The following is a 17,087-nucleotide window of genomic DNA, read 5'->3' on the forward strand; positions in this document are numbered from 1 at the left end:
TATTCCTCCGTCTCGTTAAGTAGTATTATTCTGCAACTTTTACCATGCTTGGACGAATGACTCGACCATGCATCGTATATCCTTTTTGAAGCTCCATCGTCACGATGCCCGACTCGAACTCGTCGCTCGGCTCTTGCATGACTGCTTGATGGAAATTCGGGTCGAACGGTTGTCCGACTGCTTCAATCACTTCGACTTGCTCAGCATTCAATACGTCAAGCAGTTGACGATGAATCATATCAACGCCTGATTGAATTTGCTTTGCATCCTCTGAAGTTGCTTGTACTTGAAGTGCACGCTCAAAGTTATCAATGAGCGGAATCAATTTTTCAATGACAGACTGTGAAGCAAACTTGACGCGTTTTGCGTTCTCTTCATTCGTCCGACGACGGAAGTTGTCAAAGTCGGCACGAATACGGAGTTCGCTCGCTTTCAACGCTTCGATTTCTTTTTGTAAGTCCGTCCCCTCAGAACTTTCTTCCACAATCTCAGCATTTAAAACCTCATCTTCATTTGATTCAGTTGACTCGTTCTCTTCTGTCTGTGCCGAGTCTACAGATTTTTCTTCAAGCACGTCTTCTTGTTCATGCCCGTTTTGATGATCTGCTGTCATAGTAAAACTCCTTTCCGTCACTCATCTAGTTTCGTTCGTCGCAACGCTTCGATAATTTGTCCCATCATTTGGACACCGTGACGGTAATTCATTCGAGTCGGACCAATCATGGCAATCGTTCCGAACGTTTTTCCATCTAGTGTATAATCCGAAGTGATGACACTACAATTTTGAAGGGCGACAATTCCGTTCTCGCTCCCAATGCTCACATAAATCTCGCGATTTGGCAACGATTCGAGCCAGTGCGTCAATCGTTCTTGCTCATCAATCCATTCTAAGAACGGTCTGAGCGTGTCTAACGTCTGAAACTCAGGTTGGTTGAAGATATTCTTCTTTCCTCCGAGATAAAGCGAAGACGGCGTTTGAATCCCAACCGTCGATTGAATCAGTTGCATCATATTTTCATATTGCTGTCGCTGCGCGAGTTGCAATTTTGCAACCTCTTCTCCGATTCGGACTTTAAGTTGTCCGATCGCTGTCCCGATGAGACGATCGTTTAACAGTCGAATCGTCTCCTCAATGACTTCAGGAGCTACACGTGATTCGAACATGACAGTACGATGCTCGACATGACCTTGATCCGTGACGATGAGAACGACACCTCGTCGCTCATCTAATGGCATAAAGTCCACACGTGCCAATCTTTCAGATTGGCTATTGGGACCGAGGGCGACCGTCGTATAATTGGTCAAATCAGAAAGGAGATCTGCAGCTTGGCGAATCAGGATCTCAGACTCTTTTGAAGATTGTTTTAAACGCTCTTCTAAGCGACCTGTTTCCCGCTCGTCGATGATCTGCATCTCGACGAGGTGGTCCACATAATATCGGTATCCGACCTCTGACGGGATTCGACCCGCGGAAGTATGTGGTTTTTCAATCAACCCCATGTCTTCCAAATCGGCCATATCGTTCCGAATCGTTGCCGAACTAAACGTCAAATCGTCTCGTTTCGATAACGTACGTGAACCGACCGGTTGAGCCGTCTGAATATAATCGTCAATGATGGCTCGAAGAATGAGCAATTGTCGATCTGTCAGCACAACATCACTCCTCTCTGAAAAAATTACCTCGCTTTATTAGCACTCATATTTAACGAGTGCTAATCACACTTCAAATATTATCACGTTCTCACTATTTGTCAATTCATACACTCGGATTTTTTCACCTTTTTTACAGACGGCAAACCTGAAAAAGAAACAGTGTTTCGTTATGATAGAACTTGAGGTGATAATATGTTTACAACTAAACAATTTAACGTATTCAAACAGGACGGACTCGACGAACGCATGTCTGGCATCCGTTCGGATATTCAACCGCTCTTCCATCGGATTTATGACGAGGTCGGACCACAACTCGAGGCAGATGTCGGAATCCCCCTCTACCTGCATGTCGCAAAACATGCACGTCGTACGGTAAACCCTCCGAAAGACACATGGATGGCCATCTGTCACGATAAGCGCGGGTATAAAAAACATCCCCATTTACAAGTCGGACTTTTCGACGACCGCGTTTTCATCTGGCTCGCATTCATCTATGAGATGCCGAACAAAGACGCAATCGCGAAACATTTGCAACAAATCGATTTCAAATCAACGTTTACTGATTTCCATATTGCAGGCGACCATATGAAAAAAGATGCGTTCCTGATTGAAGAGATATCAAACGAAGACATCCAAGCGTTGCTCGAGCGATTCGGCACTGTCAAAAAGGCTGATTTCTTAATCGGACGACAACTTCCTGCCGATGCATCGATTCTTCAAAACGAAGACGCTTTTCTCGCTTTGGTCGAAGACACGTTCGCTCGGCTCACGCCGCTCTATCGTGATCTCGTCTTATAATGCTAAAAAATGGACAAATCCCAAATAAGGGACTTGTCCATTTTTTATGACTCGGTATGCTCCAGTTTTGCCTCTCCGATAAATGCCGCGAACGCTTCGTTCGCGAGTGGTAGACCGGACGCAGTCAATCGGATATGGGAGTCTGTCCGTTCAATCAATGACTTCTTCACCAAATCGTCGATGACGTGACCAAACACATGATCGAGTGCCACGCCATATTTCTGTTCAAATGTCTGAAGGGAGACCCCTGAACGCATGCGTAGCCCGAGGAACAGCTCTTCTTCCATTTTTTCTACTTCTTCCAGCTCAGTCACCCGTTTCACCGGGATGCCTTCCGCTTTAATATAGTGAGGAATCGGTGCGATATTGGCACGACGTGTCCCATTTAAATAACTGTGCGCACCTGCCCCGAATCCATAATACTCTTCGTTCCGCCAGTACACTTGGTTGTGACGACTTTCTCGACCCGGCAACCCATAGTTCGAGATTTCGTATTGCTTCAGTCCATACCGTTCAAGTGTCTCCATCACTTTCAGGTACATCTCGACCTCAACATCCTCTCCCGGTAGACGGAGCTTACCTTTCCGGTCCTGAATCGCAAACACGGTATGCGGCTCAAGAATTAAGGAATAGGATGAGACGTGTTGAATCGGAAGCTCGAGCGCAAGCTTCAAGTCTCGGTCAATCTGCTCGAGCGTCTGTTCTGGTAACCCGAACATGAGGTCAATCGAAATATTATCAAAGCGCTTCGCCGCTTCATTCACCGTTTCAAATACGTCGTCGGCGCGATGGGTTCTTCCGATTCGTTCGAGTCCACCATCGTCGAACGTCTGGACACCGAAGCTGAGTCGATTGACACCACCAGCTTTCATCGTGTCGAGTTTTTCCGTACTTACAAAGTTCGGGTTCGCTTCGACAGAATACTCTAGGTCGTCTGAAGCGAACGGGAGGAGGTGTCGACGGACCATGTCCATCAGGCGACCCATCTGCGCTTCATTGAGCGCCGTCGGTGTGCCCCCTCCAATAAAGATGGTCTCAATCCGTTCTGTCGGAAACGCTTCGAGCGTCAATACCATCTCTCGTTCTAATGCATCTAAATATTCATCAACAGGTTGGTTTTTTAAAAACACCTTGTTGAAATCACAGTAATAACAAATATGTTCACAAAATGGAATGTGAAGATATACGGCTTTAGCCAATTTCGGCCACCCCTTTCTTCTCATTCCATTTATAACGCTTTTCGTCCGTTCTTTCCAGCCTGCGCCATCAATCGAAACGATGAATAAACAGACCGCTCTTTAATTTTGGTTCGAACCACGTCGATTTAGGCGGCATCTGCCCACCCCCATCGGCCACTCGCATCAACTGTGACATCGTCGTTTCATGGCACGTAAACAGTAATTGGTCAGGTACTTGCGCGAGTTGTTGCAATTCTTCGATTGACCTGTTCCCTCCCACAAAATCGACTCTGGCATCCGTACGAATATCTTCAACGTTGAAGTAAGGAGCAAGGATATCACGCTGTAACACGGCGACATCGAGATCGGTTTCATTTTTTCGTTTCGATAACCTGTAATAATTTCCTCGATACGCAGCGCCGAACACGCCATGACTTTCAGGCAAGACGAGTTCATCTACTTCTGTCACTTCATACGAGAACGAAAGTCCTTCCAACATATGTTCTACTTCTTCAGGTGCGATGGTTGTCAACAGGCGATGATATGGCAAAATCGTCAACTCGTCGCTCGGGAAGAGGACACCTAAAAAGTGTGTTCGTTCATTCTTTTGAGAATGTTCCCCACCCATTTCAGAAACAACCGCTGCCGCTTTCGCGCGATGATGACCATCTGCGATATAGATAGACGGGATCGTTGCACCGATCATCATGACGCGCGCAAGTTCTCGACTCGGAATCATAAACCCTTCGTGTAACACGCCACGATCATCCGTAAACGAGAACAGCGGTTCTTCTTCCGTCGCACTCGTTAAAATCTGTTTGAGACTCGCATGTGGCGGGTGGCTGAGCAAGATCGGACCGGTATGCGCCCCTGTCGCTTGGACATGTTCAACCCGTTCCCGTTCCTTCGTTTCACGGGTATGTTCGTGAATCTTGATTCGCCCGGCTTCATAGTCTGCAACAGAGAATGTGGCGACTAAGCCCGTTTGCTGACGTTCGTTCCGGGTCAATCGATATACGTAAAATCCACTCGGACGAACCGTCAGCTCTTCTTCGTATAGACGTTCAAGTTCCTGACGAGCACGCTTTCCCCAGTCTTCGAGTGAGAGGTTTGCTTGAAGTGCTTCTGGCTTATCTACTTTCAAAAATGAGTTCGGTTGCTCAGCGATGATCGCCTTCGCCTCTTCCAAAGAAACGACGTCATACGGATCTGCGGCAACATTTTTAGCAAGTATTGGCATATATGGACTAAACGGTTTAAATACGACCATAGGATCCTCCTTAAAATTCCCGGACGCGAATGACGCCCTTGATATCATACAGTGCATGAATCGATAACGGTTCATGTTCGTTGTTGTCTAAATCAATCAACGTATACGCCATATCACCTCGGCTACGGTTGATCATGTTATCGATGTTCAATCCATGTGAGGCGAGCTCTCCCGTAATTTGTCCGACCATGTTCGGTACATTTTGATGCAAAATCGCAAGGCGACGTTTGCCGGTATACGGAAGTTCGGCATTTGGGAAGTTTGCAGATGAACGGATGTTACCGGTCTCAAGATATAATTTGAGAGTCTCGACGGCTTGAATGGCACAGTTGACTTCTGATTCCTTTGTCGAAGCACCGAGATGAGGCAATGCCATCACTTGAGGATGCCCGATGAGCGAATGTCGAGGGAAATCAGTGATATATAGCCCAACATGATGATGGAATGCTTCAACTAAATCAGCATCTTTCACGAGCTCCCCGCGTGCGAAATTCAAAACGGTCATACCAGGCTTCATCCGTTCGAACCAACTCCGGTCGATACTGAAGCGCGTCTCTTTCGTCAGCGGCATATGAATCGACAAGAGGTCAACGGACCCTAGAACCTCACTCAAATGCTTGGCTCGTGTGACATGTTTTGAAATGTTCCAAGCGGCATCGACCGAGAGATGAGGATCATATCCGATGACATCGACCCCGAGTTGGAGAAGGTCGTTAGCAAGTGAAGCCCCGATGGCCCCAAGGCCGATAATCCCTATTTTTTTCCCACGTAACTCCGCTCCGAGGAACTGCCGTTTCTGTTGCTCCATCGCTTCTTCCAACTGAGATTGTGACTCGGTCGCCTGTTCATTTACCCAGTTAAAACCTTTGACAATCGGTCTGACCGAGAGGATCATGCTGGCCAAGACGAGTTCTTTCACCGCATTCGCATTCGCACCCGGAGTATGAAACGCCACGACTCCTTGTTTCGCAAGTTGATCAAGCGGGAGATTGTTGACACCGGCACCTGCCCTTGCAATGGCGAGCAGATGGGGCGGAATTGCTTCATCGTGCACGTTATGACTTCTGAGTACCCAAGCATCAGCTTGATCTGAAGCATTGATGATATATTCATTCGGCTCAAAACGCTTCAGACCCGCTGCAGCGATTTGGTTTAACGTTTTGATGTGATACATTGTTTTCCTCCTCAAATGCTCTCATGACGTCGACAAGGCGCACAGCACCTTCTTTTGGCATCGCGTTATAAAGACTCGCCCTCAGACCACCGACGGAACGATGACCGCCGAGTTCGAGTAATCCGCGTTCAAGGGCAAATTGTTGAAAGCCCATGTCTCGATTAGGGTCACCCGTCGTGAACGGAATGTTCGTCAAGGAGCGGCGTTCTCCCGACACGAGAGAAGAAAATACATTCGATTGTTCAAGGAACGAATAGACCGTATCGCTTTTTTCACGATTCAGTCGCTCCATCGCCTCGACACCCCCTTGATCTTCGACCCACTTGAGGACACGTTCTGCAGCATACATACTGAACGTCGACGGCGTATTGAATAACGTATCGACATGAGACGCGTAATGAAGATAACTTGGTAGCTCGATCGACTGAATCAAGTCGCGGCGTATGATGACGACCGTCAGTCCTGCTGGACCAATATTTTTCTGGGCACCAGCATAGATCATCCCGAAGCGCTCAACGTCAATCTGCTCGGCAAGAATGTTCGAAGAGGCATCCGCAATGAGCGGGACATCCGTTTCGGGTATAGTCGTAAATCGGGTTCCTTCAATCGTATTGTTCAACGTCACGTGAAGATAGTCGACATCTTGAGCGAGTCTCGGTTCAAATGACATCCCACCCGTCTCATCTATGAGCGGATGGATGACGTCGACCTGCCCGAAGTGCCTGGCATCTTCCATCGCTTTTTTAGACCAAATCCCTGTATCAACATAGGCGAATCGATTTCGATTCTGCAAATTCATCGGAATCATGGAAAATTGCAGTGTTGCCCCACCTTGCAGCCAAAGAACCGCATAGTTCTCGGGAATGTGCATGAGTCTTCTCAGTCTCGCCTCGAGCGAGTCGACTACATGCTGGAATGCCTCTGAGCGATGACTCGTTTCGATAATCGAGACCCCTTCATATTCGAACGTCAGCAGATGTTGTTGAATCTCTTGCATCACTTCTTTTGGTAGCATGCCGGGACCCGCAGAGTATGTATACGTCGACACGGTGTTTCCTCCTCTTTTGTCTGTCTAAGGGTGTACTCTTCCTTAAAAGAAGTGCCATTTCCTGCCTAAACAAAAAAATCACCCCGATTCGAACATCAGGGTGATTCAATCCAATTATTCTTCGTCCATCGATAGAACAGACATGAACGCTTCTTGCGGGACTTCGACAGACCCGACCATCTTCATGCGCTTCTTACCTTCTTTTTGTTTCTCAAGGAGTTTCCGCTTACGCGAGATGTCTCCCCCATAACATTTAGCCAAAACGTTTTTACGAAGTGCTTTGATTGTCGAACGTGCGACAATTTTTGTTCCGACGGCAGCTTGTACCGGGACTTCGAACTGCATCCGTGGGATGAGTGCTTTCAACTTCTCGACGATCACTTTTCCGCGCTCATACGCAAAGTCACGGTGAACGATGAAGCTGAGGGCATCGACCACTTCGTTGTTGAGCAAGATGTCCATCTTCACGAGACGTGATTGACGATAGCCGATCAACTCATAATCGAGAGACGCATACCCTTTCGTGCTCGACTTCAATTGATCGAAGAAGTCATAGACGATTTCACTCAGTGGGATCTCATACGTGATTTTGACGCGTGTCGTGTCGATATACTGCATATCGATGAACGTCCCACGTTTCTTCTGGCAAAGTTCCATGATGGCCCCGACATAATCGTTCGGTGTCATGACGGCCGCTTTGACGTAAGGTTCTTCAATCGATTCCACTTTTTGTTGTTCCGGCATCTTCGATGGGTTATCAACGTGGACGACTTCTCCTGAAGTTGTCGTCACGTGATAGATAACCGATGGTGCCGTCGTGATCAAGTCGATCCCGAACTCACGCTCAATCCGTTCTTGGATGATTTCCATGTGAAGCATCCCTAGGAATCCACAACGGAAACCGAATCCGAGTGCCTGTGACGTCTCAGGTTCAAACTCGAGCGCGGCATCAGAAAGTTGAAGCTTTTCGAGTGCCTCACGAAGGTCGTTGTAGTTGGCTGCATCGATTGGATACAATCCACAGTACACCATCGGGTTCATTTTACGGTAACCCGGAAGCTGACTCGTGGCAGGATTTTTCGCAAGTGTGATCGTATCCCCGACACGAACATCTCCGACTGTTTTGATTGATGCAGAAAGTGTTCCTACATCACCGACGTTCAATTCTTTGACCGAGACAGGCTTCGGTGTCGATACACCGAGGTCCGTTACTTCGAACGTCTTCCCTGTCGCCATCATTTGAACTTTATCTCCTACTTTGACCGAACCGTTGACGATTCGAATCGATGCGACGACACCACGGTAGGCATCATAGTACGAGTCGAAGATCAAGGCTTGTAACGGTTCTGACGGATCACCTGTCGGAGGTGGAACAAGTTCGACGATTTGCTCGAGAATCTCTTCGATTCCAATCCCTGCCTTGGCAGAAGTCGGGACCGCATCGCTCGCGTCGAGACCGATGACGTCTTCAATCTCTTGACGCACGCGATCGACATCCGCTGACGGCAAGTCGATTTTATTGATGACCGGAATGATTTCCAGGTCGTTATCGAGTGCTAAGTAAACGTTCGCAAGAGTCTGCGCTTCAATTCCTTGTGCCGCGTCGACGACGAGAATTGCACCTTCACATGCCGCAAGCGAACGCGACACTTCATACGTGAAGTCGACGTGTCCTGGCGTGTCAATCAAGTGAAGAATATACTCTTCTCCGTCTTTTGCCGTATAGTTCAATTTAACAGCGTTCAATTTAATTGTAATCCCACGCTCACGCTCTAAATCCATCGCGTCAAGCGTCTGCTCTTTCATCTCACGAGCCGTGAGTGCACCAGTTTTCTCAAGAATCCGGTCAGCGAGTGTCGACTTTCCATGATCGATGTGAGCGATAATCGAAAAGTTACGAATCTTCTTCTGACGATTCTCTAATTCTTGTTTATTCATATATGGGTTCACCTATCCTTCTCATGCATACCGTGTCATTATATCAAAATCCTAAAGTAATGTGTACGACCTACTACAACAATACCACATATAGTTTTCAGAATAATCATCAAGTGGTTGCTTTTCATATAACCGTTTGCTACAATTGTGCTTGTTCTGTTGAATGATTACTTGAAGTAATAAGAACATACACTTTCTTGTTTCAGGAGGTGACAAACAATGGCAAACATCAAATCAGCAATCAAACGTGCAAAAACTTCTGAAAAACGTCGTGTTGCGAACTCTCAAGAGAAAGCGGCAATGCGTACAGCAGTAAAACGTGTTGATGCTCTCGTACTCGAAGGAAACAAAGAAGCTGCTCAAGAAGCTTTCGTCCTCGCTACGAAGAAGCTCGACAAGGCTGCATCAAAAGGCCTTATCCACAAAAACAAAGCAGGTCGTGATAAATCACGCCTCGCAGCTCGTATCGCTGCTCTCTAATTAGAGACCAAACGAAACAGCCGCCTCCTACTCGGAGCCGGCTGTTTTTTTGTATACCATGACGTAGTGAGGACCAATCCCAGGAATATCGAACGGTTCACCAATTCGCTCGAGACCGTTTCGTTCGTAGAAGCGAACAGCCACTTCTCGGGCGTTACACCACCACGACCCATCCAACTCTTCATGTAATGCCTGTAAGAAATGCGACCCGATTCCTTGTCCGGCTAGATCCGGATCCGTCGCCATTCCCCGAAGTTGATACGGCACCGACTCGCCTTCGATTTCTCTTGATGACAACATGACAGTCGCGACCGATTGCACGTGGTCTCTTTCGACCCAAGCAAAATGACGTGTCGTCGACGTCTCATCCCCTTCAAAATAACAAGTCTCAATCCCTTTTCCCGGTCTGAGTACAATGTGCCGAAGCGGAATCACATCTTGCAGAGATACTTGTTTCAATCCCATCTTCTCACCTCACAGTAAGGCCAATTGGCAAACGAGTGTATCGAATACGATTTGTTTATCGCCACGACCAGTTTTCATCGCTTCATCCGCATCTGCAATCAACGTCAACGCTTGCGCGAGCTGCGCTTCTGAAAAATTACGACTCGCTTGTGTTGCTAGTTTGACGGTATATGGATGAGCACCAATTTTTGAAGCGATTTGTTTTTCTCCGTACCCCGCTTCTGTCAACTGCTTTGATAGATACATGTTTCGGTATTGCCTTGCTAACAACCCGAGAAGTCCAATCAGTTCTTGTCCTTGCTTCTCTAAGTCACGTACTAACCGAAGCGCCGTATCTGCGCGTCGTTTGACGAGGAGCTCGGACAGCTGAAACACATTATCTTCTAGCGTACGTGGTACCAAATCATTCACGATGTCAATCGGAATCATCGCTCCTGTTCCAGCATATAACTGTAGCTTTTCTAATTCTCGGACTAATTTTCCCCAGTCATCCTGACATAAGAACAACAGTCGCTCCATGGTCGCACGTTCCATTTTTTGTTGTTTCTGACTAAGCTTATCATTCACATAACGCATCAATTCTGCTTGGCTCGGCTTTTTCGCTTCGAGTACGATAGCCCGTTCTTTCAATCGTTTTACGATTTTTTTACGTTCATCGAGTTTTTCTGACTCGACAATGAGGACGAGGATCGAGTAAGTCGCAGGCTGAACGACATATTCGGCGAGACGGTCGACGTTATGCTTTTGCTTTTCTTTCGCTCCCGTCAAAAATTGGGCATTCTTGACGATGACTGTCCGAAATTCACTGAAAAAAGGGACCGTTTCCGCTTCGTCGAGCGCAGTATCTAATGACGTCTCTTGGAGATCGAGTTGCATGACATCAAATTGATCACCGGATGGGTTGGCCGCCTTCACGATTCCACGTTCCCAATTCTCTAATAAATACTTTTCAGTTCCATGGAGAACATAGACGCTCGCTAGTTTACCATTATGTAACCACGGTTCATTCAAAACACACACCACTTTCACAATTTATTCTCATCTAAACATAGATTATCTTCGCATGATTCGCTATACTTATAAAGGAAGTATGATAAGGAGGGACCTAATATGCAAATCAACTCTGTACGCCCACCGAGTGAAAACCCGTTTGAAAATGATGTTCAATGCAAACGTAATGACGCGATCGACTCTGCGATCGGCTTCATCGTCCCATTTGGCTTTTTCTTCACGATTTTCTTCATCGGTGTCATCATCAAGTTCTTAAGCCTATAAGTTTTCAAACGATTGCCCCGGGGGAGCAATCGTTTTTTAGTGTATCATATTTATTCACGTGCTAGTCGATGATCCCCCGACACATTCTTTTTTCACAGATGATCATCCCATCGAGATCCGTTCGCAACAAGCGACGTCCGACAATACGGTCTAACGTCTCCTGATGTGGGTGGCCATAACGATTGTTCGCTCCGACGCTCGCAATCACCCATTCCGGATCGATTCGCTCGAGCAACTCTTCCCCTGACGACGTATTCGATCCATGATGCCCTAACTTAAACACGTCGACATCAACCGTCGGTAAGTTAGTCTCTTCTTCTATAGGCAAATCCCCTGTCAATAAATACCGCATGCCACCTACGTTCATATAGAGGCAGATCGAATGATCATTTTCATCTTCATGCACTTTAGTCGGTGCGACAATCCACATCCAAGACATCGGTCGATCTCCTGCCTCGAGATAGCGAACGGATGCCCCGTATTTTACCGCCAACCGAAGAATCTCCTCACGCTTCTCTGCATTCGCCACTTCTTTCGATAACCAAATCTCCTTTACATGCACGAGCTTCAACAATCCTTCTAAGCCACCGATGTGGTCATGGTCTGCATGCGTCAAGAGGACAAAATCAAGTGCACGCTCCCCACGCTTCCATATATATGGAGCCACAACGTCCGCTCCCGGGTCATATATTGTCCGTTTTTGCTCGTTGGGATCCTGAAAGACGCCGCCGACATCAATCACACCAATTGTTTCTCCTGACTCTACAACAATCGCATCGCCTTGACCGACATCTAAAAATGTCACCCGTGGAGCCTCTGCCCATTCGGCCCAACCGGCAACGAGAATACACGTCAATATGGCCATACACCATCCGAACCATCGCTTCCGTTGGACAAGAAGTAAACTTCCCCAAATCCCAATCCATAAAGCGACTTGCTGCGGAAATGTCAGTTCATGCAACGGTAGCCATGGTCGATTCATATCGTGCATGGAGAATATTCCGTTAATGGCGTCCAGGATCACCATGAATAATTGTGCGGCTTCTGGAACGACCCAAACAATCAGTGCGAGCGGCATCATCACCCATGATATGCAAAACGCCATGATGATATTGAAAAGGGGTGCAGCGACGGATAGAATCGGTTGAACTTGCCAAAGGACAAATAATCCAAATAGTTGGGCAAACACGGACAACTCCAACAACCCGGTCCACAGTTGTCTCGTGACCAACAAGAAGAACGTCATCCCGACCGTTAACTGAAACCCTAAGTTTGAGAGAAGGTGTGGTTGAAAGGCAAGCATGGCAGCTGCGCACCAACTTAAGAGACGAATCGGGTCCCTTACCGATACACCAAATAAAGAAAGGATGAGCAACACATCTGCCACGAGGACAGCTCGTGCGACCGGTGGTGAAAAACCAGTCAGCCATCCGAACGCCGTAATCGTCAATAGAATCAATACCGTCTTCGTCTCTCGTCGAATCGGGATTGGCCGAAACATTGCTCGAAGCGCGACAATCAGCATGGCGATATGCGAACCTGAGATGACGAGAAGATGCAGGAGACCCGTCACTCGATATGAGAAAGAAGTCTGTTCGTCGAGCATCCGGCTCTCACCGAACAGTAAGGCCTCTATGTATAGCGCGACATCGGCGCGATATTGTTGTTCAATCTGTTGGAGACGTCTCTCTTTCCACCTCAACATCCAACCGTCCATCCCTGCTGTCGGACGGCACTCGTCGATTCGCTTGATCTTTCCTTTTAAGGACAAGTCCGCGCTAGCCGCCCATTTCTGTTCGTCAAATCCCCCGATGTTCCGTAACGGCTGAAACAGTTCTTGTTCCATTTCTACGAGACACGTCTCACCAGGTCTACCAATCGAGAGCTCCCTCCCCCGCAACACACCTTGATGAGTCCCCGCGTTTCCATATAATCGGGTCGTCTTCCCGTTCTCTTTACGACTCTCAATCGAGAACACGACTGTGTCTGTCGGTGTCCATTCTGCCGGATTGGCATGTAGCCATGCAATCAGGATGAGGAGAATGACACCGAGTTTCGCATATAGATGTTGTCCGCCTCGAGACGCGAAGTATAACACACCGGAAACGATTGTGACGAGGTAGATTCCTTCAGTCAATCCGGTCACCATCACGATCGCAAATAGTGGAAATAACGGCATCTCATGGTACCAATAAGTAAGGTTTCATACTTTCTAATGTTTTCTCTCCAAATCCTTTCACATCACCTAAGTCCTCGTATGTTTTAAAGGGACCATTCTCTTTCAGGTGGTTCAAAATCGCGTCTGCTTTTGCAGGACCAATACCAGGGACCGACATCAACTCGTCTTTCGTGGCACTATTCACGTGTACCCCATTTGCTTCTAACTCTGTGCTAGGTACCTCTTGTGCAATCGGCGCTTCTCCTTTTTTCGGTACGATGATTTTTACACCGTCCACGAGTAGTTGTGCCAAGTTCAATCGTTCCGGGTCGGCTTCATCTGTTAATACGGCCAACGAGAGAACATCCCCGACTCTAGCACCTTCTGGCACGGTATAGACGTTCGGAGACTCGACCGCGCCTGTGACATAGACGACGATTTCTAATCGCTCTACGGTCTCATCCGGAACTACTTCTTCTGATTCTACGACGAATTCATCGACGACACGTTCTTCTGGTTCTTTACTATAAAATAAATAACCAACACCTAAAAACAGGACGACGACAACACCGATGATGACCTGCTTCCACTTTTCCAAGACGATTCTCCCCCTGTTTCGACTATTGTATCTAGTATGCCGAATCTAGCGTGACTACACTTGTCTCGTTCCAGGTCTTAATTCATTCTCAACGGAGTCGTTTGCTTGCCTGCAACGTACCCGACCCTCATACAATATGAAAGATAATCGCTCATTTCCTTGCGACAACAGAAGAAGGAGCCCAAACATTCGAAACAGCAAAAAAACCAAAAACCAATGATGGTCTTCGGTCCTTCTGCATAAGGATTATTACTCTTCCTCGAAATGCTGGACTTGGTCAGCGAGTGCCGCAGCCTGTCCTTCTAGTTCTTGCATCAACGTAAAGATTTGATCAAAGCTTGCTTGTTGTTCTTTCATCGAAGCAGCCACTTCTTCATTTCCAGCTGCCAATTCTTCTGTCACGCCCGATACTTCCTCGACACGACGCAACACGTTGTTCACTTCACTACTAGATGTGCGCATCTCTTGCTCAATTGTACGGACAAATGAGGCGACATGGTCTGTACGTTCATGGATTCGGTTGAACGCTTCCTTCGTCAAACCGAATGCTTCAAGCTGTGCTTCTTGTTCGCGTTTTGATTCGTTCACCGTTTCTGTCAATCGCACGACTTCTTGTTGAATCGTCTCCACGACATGGAAAATCGAGCGGGTTGCCTTATTGCTCTCTTCGGCCAACTTTTTCACTTCGCTCGCCACGACCGCGAATCCACGTCCTGCTTCACCGGCACGAGCCGCTTCAATCGCTGCGTTCAAGGCGAGTAAATTTGTCTGGGCTGCCACGTCTTCCACGAGTTTCGCCATCGATTCGATTTCTGTCGTCTGTCTAGCAAAGTGATCCATTCTCGTGACAAGCACTTCATTCCGTTCGCTAGAGCGATCAAGGATGTGTTCCTGATCCGTCAACGTCTCAATCCCGGCTGCCACTTCTCGTGTCATCTCAGTCGTTTCTTCTGTCGTCTGTTTCGTTTGATTCAAGCTCGTCTCGAACGAAGTCGCCATCGTATGGACCGAGCTGAGTGTTTCTTGCAATTCATTGGCGATGGACTGCGCGCCATGTGCCATTTCATCCACTGCGTTCGTGATGTTTGACGTCGTGCTGACAACCGCTTCATTTTCAGCCGCTGCCGTTTCCGTCATCCCATTCACTTTCATCGATGTCACACGAATCGAACCGATGACCGTTTGAAGAGATGTCGTCATCTCGCGCATTGCGCGTTCTAGTCGCCCGATTTCATCATTGCGAGTTGATTCTGGCAATGTGATGAGGCGTCCTGAAGCGATGGCTTCTGCGACTTTCACGTTGCGCTCGAGCGGGCGTGTGATGGAACGCGCGAAGAAGAAGTTGTAAATGCCGAGCGCTAAGACAACGAGAATCGTCAACAAGATTGAGATGAATAATAGACGCTCTGTCTCATTTGCCGCCTCTACTTGAAGCGCCTCGTAGAACGAACCGTTCTTTGCAATCAGCGTGTTGATATCATTTAACAACCCTTCGAGCTTAGCAGCTTGAATCCGAGCTCCAATCCCACCTTCTAATGCAGACTCGACATCCTCGTTCACTTGCTCATACTTCATCGTGGCACGGTCTAGATGATTCGAAAACTCTGGAATCAAGTAAGACTGTTTTAATTCATCAAACGTTTCCGCGTTCAATACACGGATGCGTTCAAGTTGAACGAGTGTAGACTGATTCGACTGTTCGCCAAGCGACGTCCAGAGCGATTGTTCTTGTAAGAGTGACGTCTCGAGCTGAGACAATTCAATCATTTGACTCCCGTACTGTTCATTGTATGTCTGCAGACGGTTCAAGGTCGACAAGACATAACTCATCATGAGAACGATCAAGACGACGGTGAACACCGTTGAGAAGATAAACCGTTTACGTAGACTCATTATAGCGTCCCCTCTTTCAGTTGACGTTCGACCGATTCATACTGAGTTGTCTCATTCTTATCCCACTGAATACGACGAAGTGGCGCTAAGCCGACGCCTCCTTCTTCAATACCTAGGATGACATGATCATTGAACGGCTGTTTTGTCACACGACCTGCGATTTCAACGATCGCCAAATCGACTTGTTTCAACATCGAAGTCACGACCGCATCAGGTGCAATCATCGATTGATCGCTATCGACTCCGATTGCCTTAATTCCATACTTTTCAGCAGTCTCCAATACCCCGACTCCTGTGAGGCCCGCCGCTGCATAGAGGACGTCTGCACCCTCTTCGATTTGTTTCTCCGCTAGTTCGCGTCCAAGCTCTGGTGAGGCGAAGTCGTTCGAGAAATCAACGAGCATCTCGACATCCTCGTTTACGGATTTCGCTCCGCGCTCAAATCCTGCCTCGAATTTCTGAATGAGTTCAATATCCATCCCACCGATAAAACCGATTTTATCCGTCTCTGTCTCAAGACCAGCTACCGCACCCGCGAGCGCACTGCCTTCTCCTTCTTCAAACGTGACATTTAAAACGTTCGGTAACGCTGACACGCCATCAATGAGGGCAAATTGTTGGTCCGGGTGTTCTGCCGCCACCGTCTCAAGATCTTCCTGACATGCAAAGCCGAGACCGACAATCACATCATGTCCCTCTTTAACCAACTCTTCAAACCCTGCCTGATACGTCTCTGTCTCTGATAATTCACGATAGTCAACGAACCATTCGCCTGTCTCACGTAACTCCCCCATACCACGCATCGCCGCATCACTAAACGATTGGTCCCCGAGACCAACATCCGATAGAACGACACCCATCGTCTGACGTTCTTCAACAGCGGCAGTCGGGTCATCGATGACCGACTGACAACCGGACAACCACAGTGTACAAGCTGTGATCGTGCTGATGATTATGCTTTTCTTCATGTATTCCATACTCCCTCTCTCTATTGGTCTGACAACTATTTTATCGACAGAGAAGGCATGGTTATCCATCATTATTTTTAAAAGTTGTGGTAATAAAATGTGGGAACATCTGAGAATGTTAGATGGTTTAAAAGGGAATTTTTTCTAATTGTTGAATACTCATATGAACGACTATGATGTCTAGTCCGAAG

Annotated in this window: 16 protein-coding genes; 3 read left to right on the forward strand and 13 right to left on the reverse strand. The window is 47.5% G+C overall.

Annotation, left to right across the window (positions count from 1 at the left end; genetic code table 11):
- Nucleotides 1-25 precede the first annotated feature (25 nt).
- Both grpE and hrcA read right to left on the reverse strand, forming a co-directional pair.
- Nucleotides 26-613: a nucleotide exchange factor GrpE gene (grpE, locus tag KNP04_RS02055; RefSeq protein WP_074033385.1), complete on the reverse strand. Its 588-nt coding sequence runs from the start codon at nucleotides 611-613 to the stop codon at nucleotides 26-28.
- Nucleotides 614-630: 17 nt separating this feature from the next.
- Nucleotides 631-1,653 carry a heat-inducible transcriptional repressor HrcA gene (gene hrcA, locus KNP04_RS02060; protein ID WP_214820314.1) on the reverse strand — a complete coding sequence of 341 codons (1,023 nt, stop codon included), beginning with the start codon at nucleotides 1,651-1,653 and terminating at the stop codon, nucleotides 631-633.
- Nucleotides 1,654-1,845: 192 nt separating this feature from the next.
- On the opposite strand from hrcA, the gene KNP04_RS02065 reads away from it, so the two are divergent.
- A complete protein-coding gene (locus tag KNP04_RS02065; protein ID WP_214820316.1) occupies nucleotides 1,846-2,451 on the forward strand; it encodes a DUF1054 domain-containing protein in 606 nt (201 codons plus the stop codon).
- Nucleotides 2,452-2,495: 44 nt separating this feature from the next.
- Here the strand turns inward: KNP04_RS02065 and hemW are convergent, their stop codons facing one another.
- From hemW to lepA, 5 genes are all read right to left on the reverse strand, one after another.
- On the reverse strand, nucleotides 2,496-3,650 hold the full coding sequence (gene hemW, locus KNP04_RS02070) for a radical SAM family heme chaperone HemW (RefSeq protein ID WP_214820318.1): 1,155 nt from the start codon (nucleotides 3,648-3,650) through the stop codon (nucleotides 2,496-2,498).
- 67 nt (nucleotides 3,651-3,717) lie between these two features.
- Nucleotides 3,718-4,899, reverse strand: a complete 1,182-nt coding sequence (locus tag KNP04_RS02075) for a DUF1015 domain-containing protein (protein ID WP_214874530.1) — start codon at nucleotides 4,897-4,899, stop codon at nucleotides 3,718-3,720.
- A gap of 10 nt (nucleotides 4,900-4,909) precedes the next feature.
- Complete coding sequence (locus KNP04_RS02080; RefSeq protein ID WP_214874531.1) at nucleotides 4,910-6,073, reverse strand: phosphoglycerate dehydrogenase; 1,164 nt, start codon at nucleotides 6,071-6,073, stop codon at nucleotides 4,910-4,912.
- Nucleotides 6,018-7,121 carry a 3-phosphoserine/phosphohydroxythreonine transaminase gene (gene serC / locus KNP04_RS02085; RefSeq protein ID WP_214874532.1) on the reverse strand — a complete coding sequence of 368 codons (1,104 nt, stop codon included), beginning with the start codon at nucleotides 7,119-7,121 and terminating at the stop codon, nucleotides 6,018-6,020. The genes KNP04_RS02080 and serC overlap by 56 nt, the downstream gene beginning before the upstream one ends.
- 114 nt (nucleotides 7,122-7,235) lie before the next feature.
- Nucleotides 7,236-9,059 (reverse strand): translation elongation factor 4, encoded by a 1,824-nt coding sequence (gene lepA / locus KNP04_RS02090; RefSeq protein WP_214693159.1) that lies wholly within the window; start codon nucleotides 9,057-9,059, stop codon nucleotides 7,236-7,238.
- 219 nt (nucleotides 9,060-9,278) lie between these two features.
- Here lepA and rpsT point away from each other — a divergent pair, with 219 nt between their 5' ends.
- The gene (rpsT, locus tag KNP04_RS02095; RefSeq protein ID WP_012726675.1) at nucleotides 9,279-9,539 is read left to right on the forward strand and encodes a 30S ribosomal protein S20; all 261 of its coding nucleotides are present in this window, start codon (nucleotides 9,279-9,281) and stop codon (nucleotides 9,537-9,539) included.
- A 27-nt stretch (nucleotides 9,540-9,566) separates the two neighbouring features.
- On the opposite strand, the gene KNP04_RS02100 is transcribed toward rpsT, so the two are convergent.
- Nucleotides 9,567-10,004, reverse strand: coding sequence for a GNAT family N-acetyltransferase (locus KNP04_RS02100; protein WP_214874533.1), 438 nt, complete (start codon nucleotides 10,002-10,004; stop codon nucleotides 9,567-9,569).
- 9 nt (nucleotides 10,005-10,013) lie between these two features.
- Nucleotides 10,014-11,024, reverse strand: coding sequence for a DNA polymerase III subunit delta (gene holA, locus KNP04_RS02105; RefSeq protein ID WP_353047911.1), 1,011 nt, complete (start codon nucleotides 11,022-11,024; stop codon nucleotides 10,014-10,016).
- Nucleotides 11,025-11,114: 90 nt separating this feature from the next.
- Between holA and KNP04_RS02110 the strand changes: the two genes are divergently transcribed.
- Nucleotides 11,115-11,279, forward strand: coding sequence for a YqzM family protein (locus KNP04_RS02110; RefSeq protein WP_012726678.1), 165 nt, complete (start codon nucleotides 11,115-11,117; stop codon nucleotides 11,277-11,279).
- A 61-nt stretch (nucleotides 11,280-11,340) separates the two neighbouring features.
- Here the strand turns inward: KNP04_RS02110 and KNP04_RS02115 are convergent, their stop codons facing one another.
- The 4 genes from KNP04_RS02115 to KNP04_RS02130 all read right to left on the reverse strand — a co-directional run bounded on the left by KNP04_RS02115 (nucleotide 11,341) and on the right by KNP04_RS02130 (nucleotide 16,896).
- Entirely contained in the window at nucleotides 11,341-13,458 is a 2,118-nt protein-coding gene (locus KNP04_RS02115) for a DNA internalization-related competence protein ComEC/Rec2 (protein WP_214874535.1), read from the reverse strand.
- 1 nt (nucleotide 13,459) lies between these two features.
- Nucleotides 13,460-14,035, reverse strand: coding sequence for a helix-hairpin-helix domain-containing protein (locus KNP04_RS02120; protein ID WP_214874536.1), 576 nt, complete (start codon nucleotides 14,033-14,035; stop codon nucleotides 13,460-13,462).
- Between the two features lie 249 nt (nucleotides 14,036-14,284).
- Nucleotides 14,285-15,928: a methyl-accepting chemotaxis protein gene (locus tag KNP04_RS02125; protein WP_214820332.1), complete on the reverse strand. Its 1,644-nt coding sequence runs from the start codon at nucleotides 15,926-15,928 to the stop codon at nucleotides 14,285-14,287.
- Complete coding sequence (locus KNP04_RS02130; protein ID WP_214874537.1) at nucleotides 15,928-16,896, reverse strand: BMP family lipoprotein; 969 nt, start codon at nucleotides 16,894-16,896, stop codon at nucleotides 15,928-15,930. Before KNP04_RS02130 ends, KNP04_RS02125 begins: the two co-directional genes overlap by 1 nt.
- Nucleotides 16,897-17,087: the final 191 nt, after the last annotated feature.

This window comes from Exiguobacterium sp. CH10 (genome assembly GCF_018617635.1).
Taxonomy (GTDB): domain Bacteria; phylum Bacillota; class Bacilli; order Exiguobacteriales; family Exiguobacteriaceae; genus Exiguobacterium; species Exiguobacterium aestuarii_A.

Coding starts and splice junctions, on each gene's coding strand:
- grpE (WP_074033385.1), bottom strand. CDS start 613: ATGACAGCAGATCATCAAAACGGGCATGAACAAGAAGACGTGCTTGAA.
- KNP04_RS02065 (WP_214820316.1), top strand. CDS start 1,846: ATGTTTACAACTAAACAATTTAACGTATTCAAACAGGACGGACTCGAC.
- KNP04_RS02075 (WP_214874530.1), bottom strand. CDS start 4,899: ATGGTCGTATTTAAACCGTTTAGTCCATATATGCCAATACTTGCTAAA.
- KNP04_RS02080 (WP_214874531.1), bottom strand. CDS start 6,073: ATGTATCACATCAAAACGTTAAACCAAATCGCTGCAGCGGGTCTGAAG.
- lepA (WP_214693159.1), bottom strand. CDS start 9,059: ATGAATAAACAAGAATTAGAGAATCGTCAGAAGAAGATTCGTAACTTT.
- rpsT (WP_012726675.1), top strand. CDS start 9,279: ATGGCAAACATCAAATCAGCAATCAAACGTGCAAAAACTTCTGAAAAA.
- KNP04_RS02100 (WP_214874533.1), bottom strand. CDS start 10,004: ATGGGATTGAAACAAGTATCTCTGCAAGATGTGATTCCGCTTCGGCAC.
- KNP04_RS02110 (WP_012726678.1), top strand. CDS start 11,115: ATGCAAATCAACTCTGTACGCCCACCGAGTGAAAACCCGTTTGAAAAT.
- KNP04_RS02115 (WP_214874535.1), bottom strand. CDS start 13,458: ATGCCGTTATTTCCACTATTTGCGATCGTGATGGTGACCGGATTGACT.
- KNP04_RS02125 (WP_214820332.1), bottom strand. CDS start 15,928: ATGAGTCTACGTAAACGGTTTATCTTCTCAACGGTGTTCACCGTCGTC.
- KNP04_RS02130 (WP_214874537.1), bottom strand. CDS start 16,896: ATGAAGAAAAGCATAATCATCAGCACGATCACAGCTTGTACACTGTGG.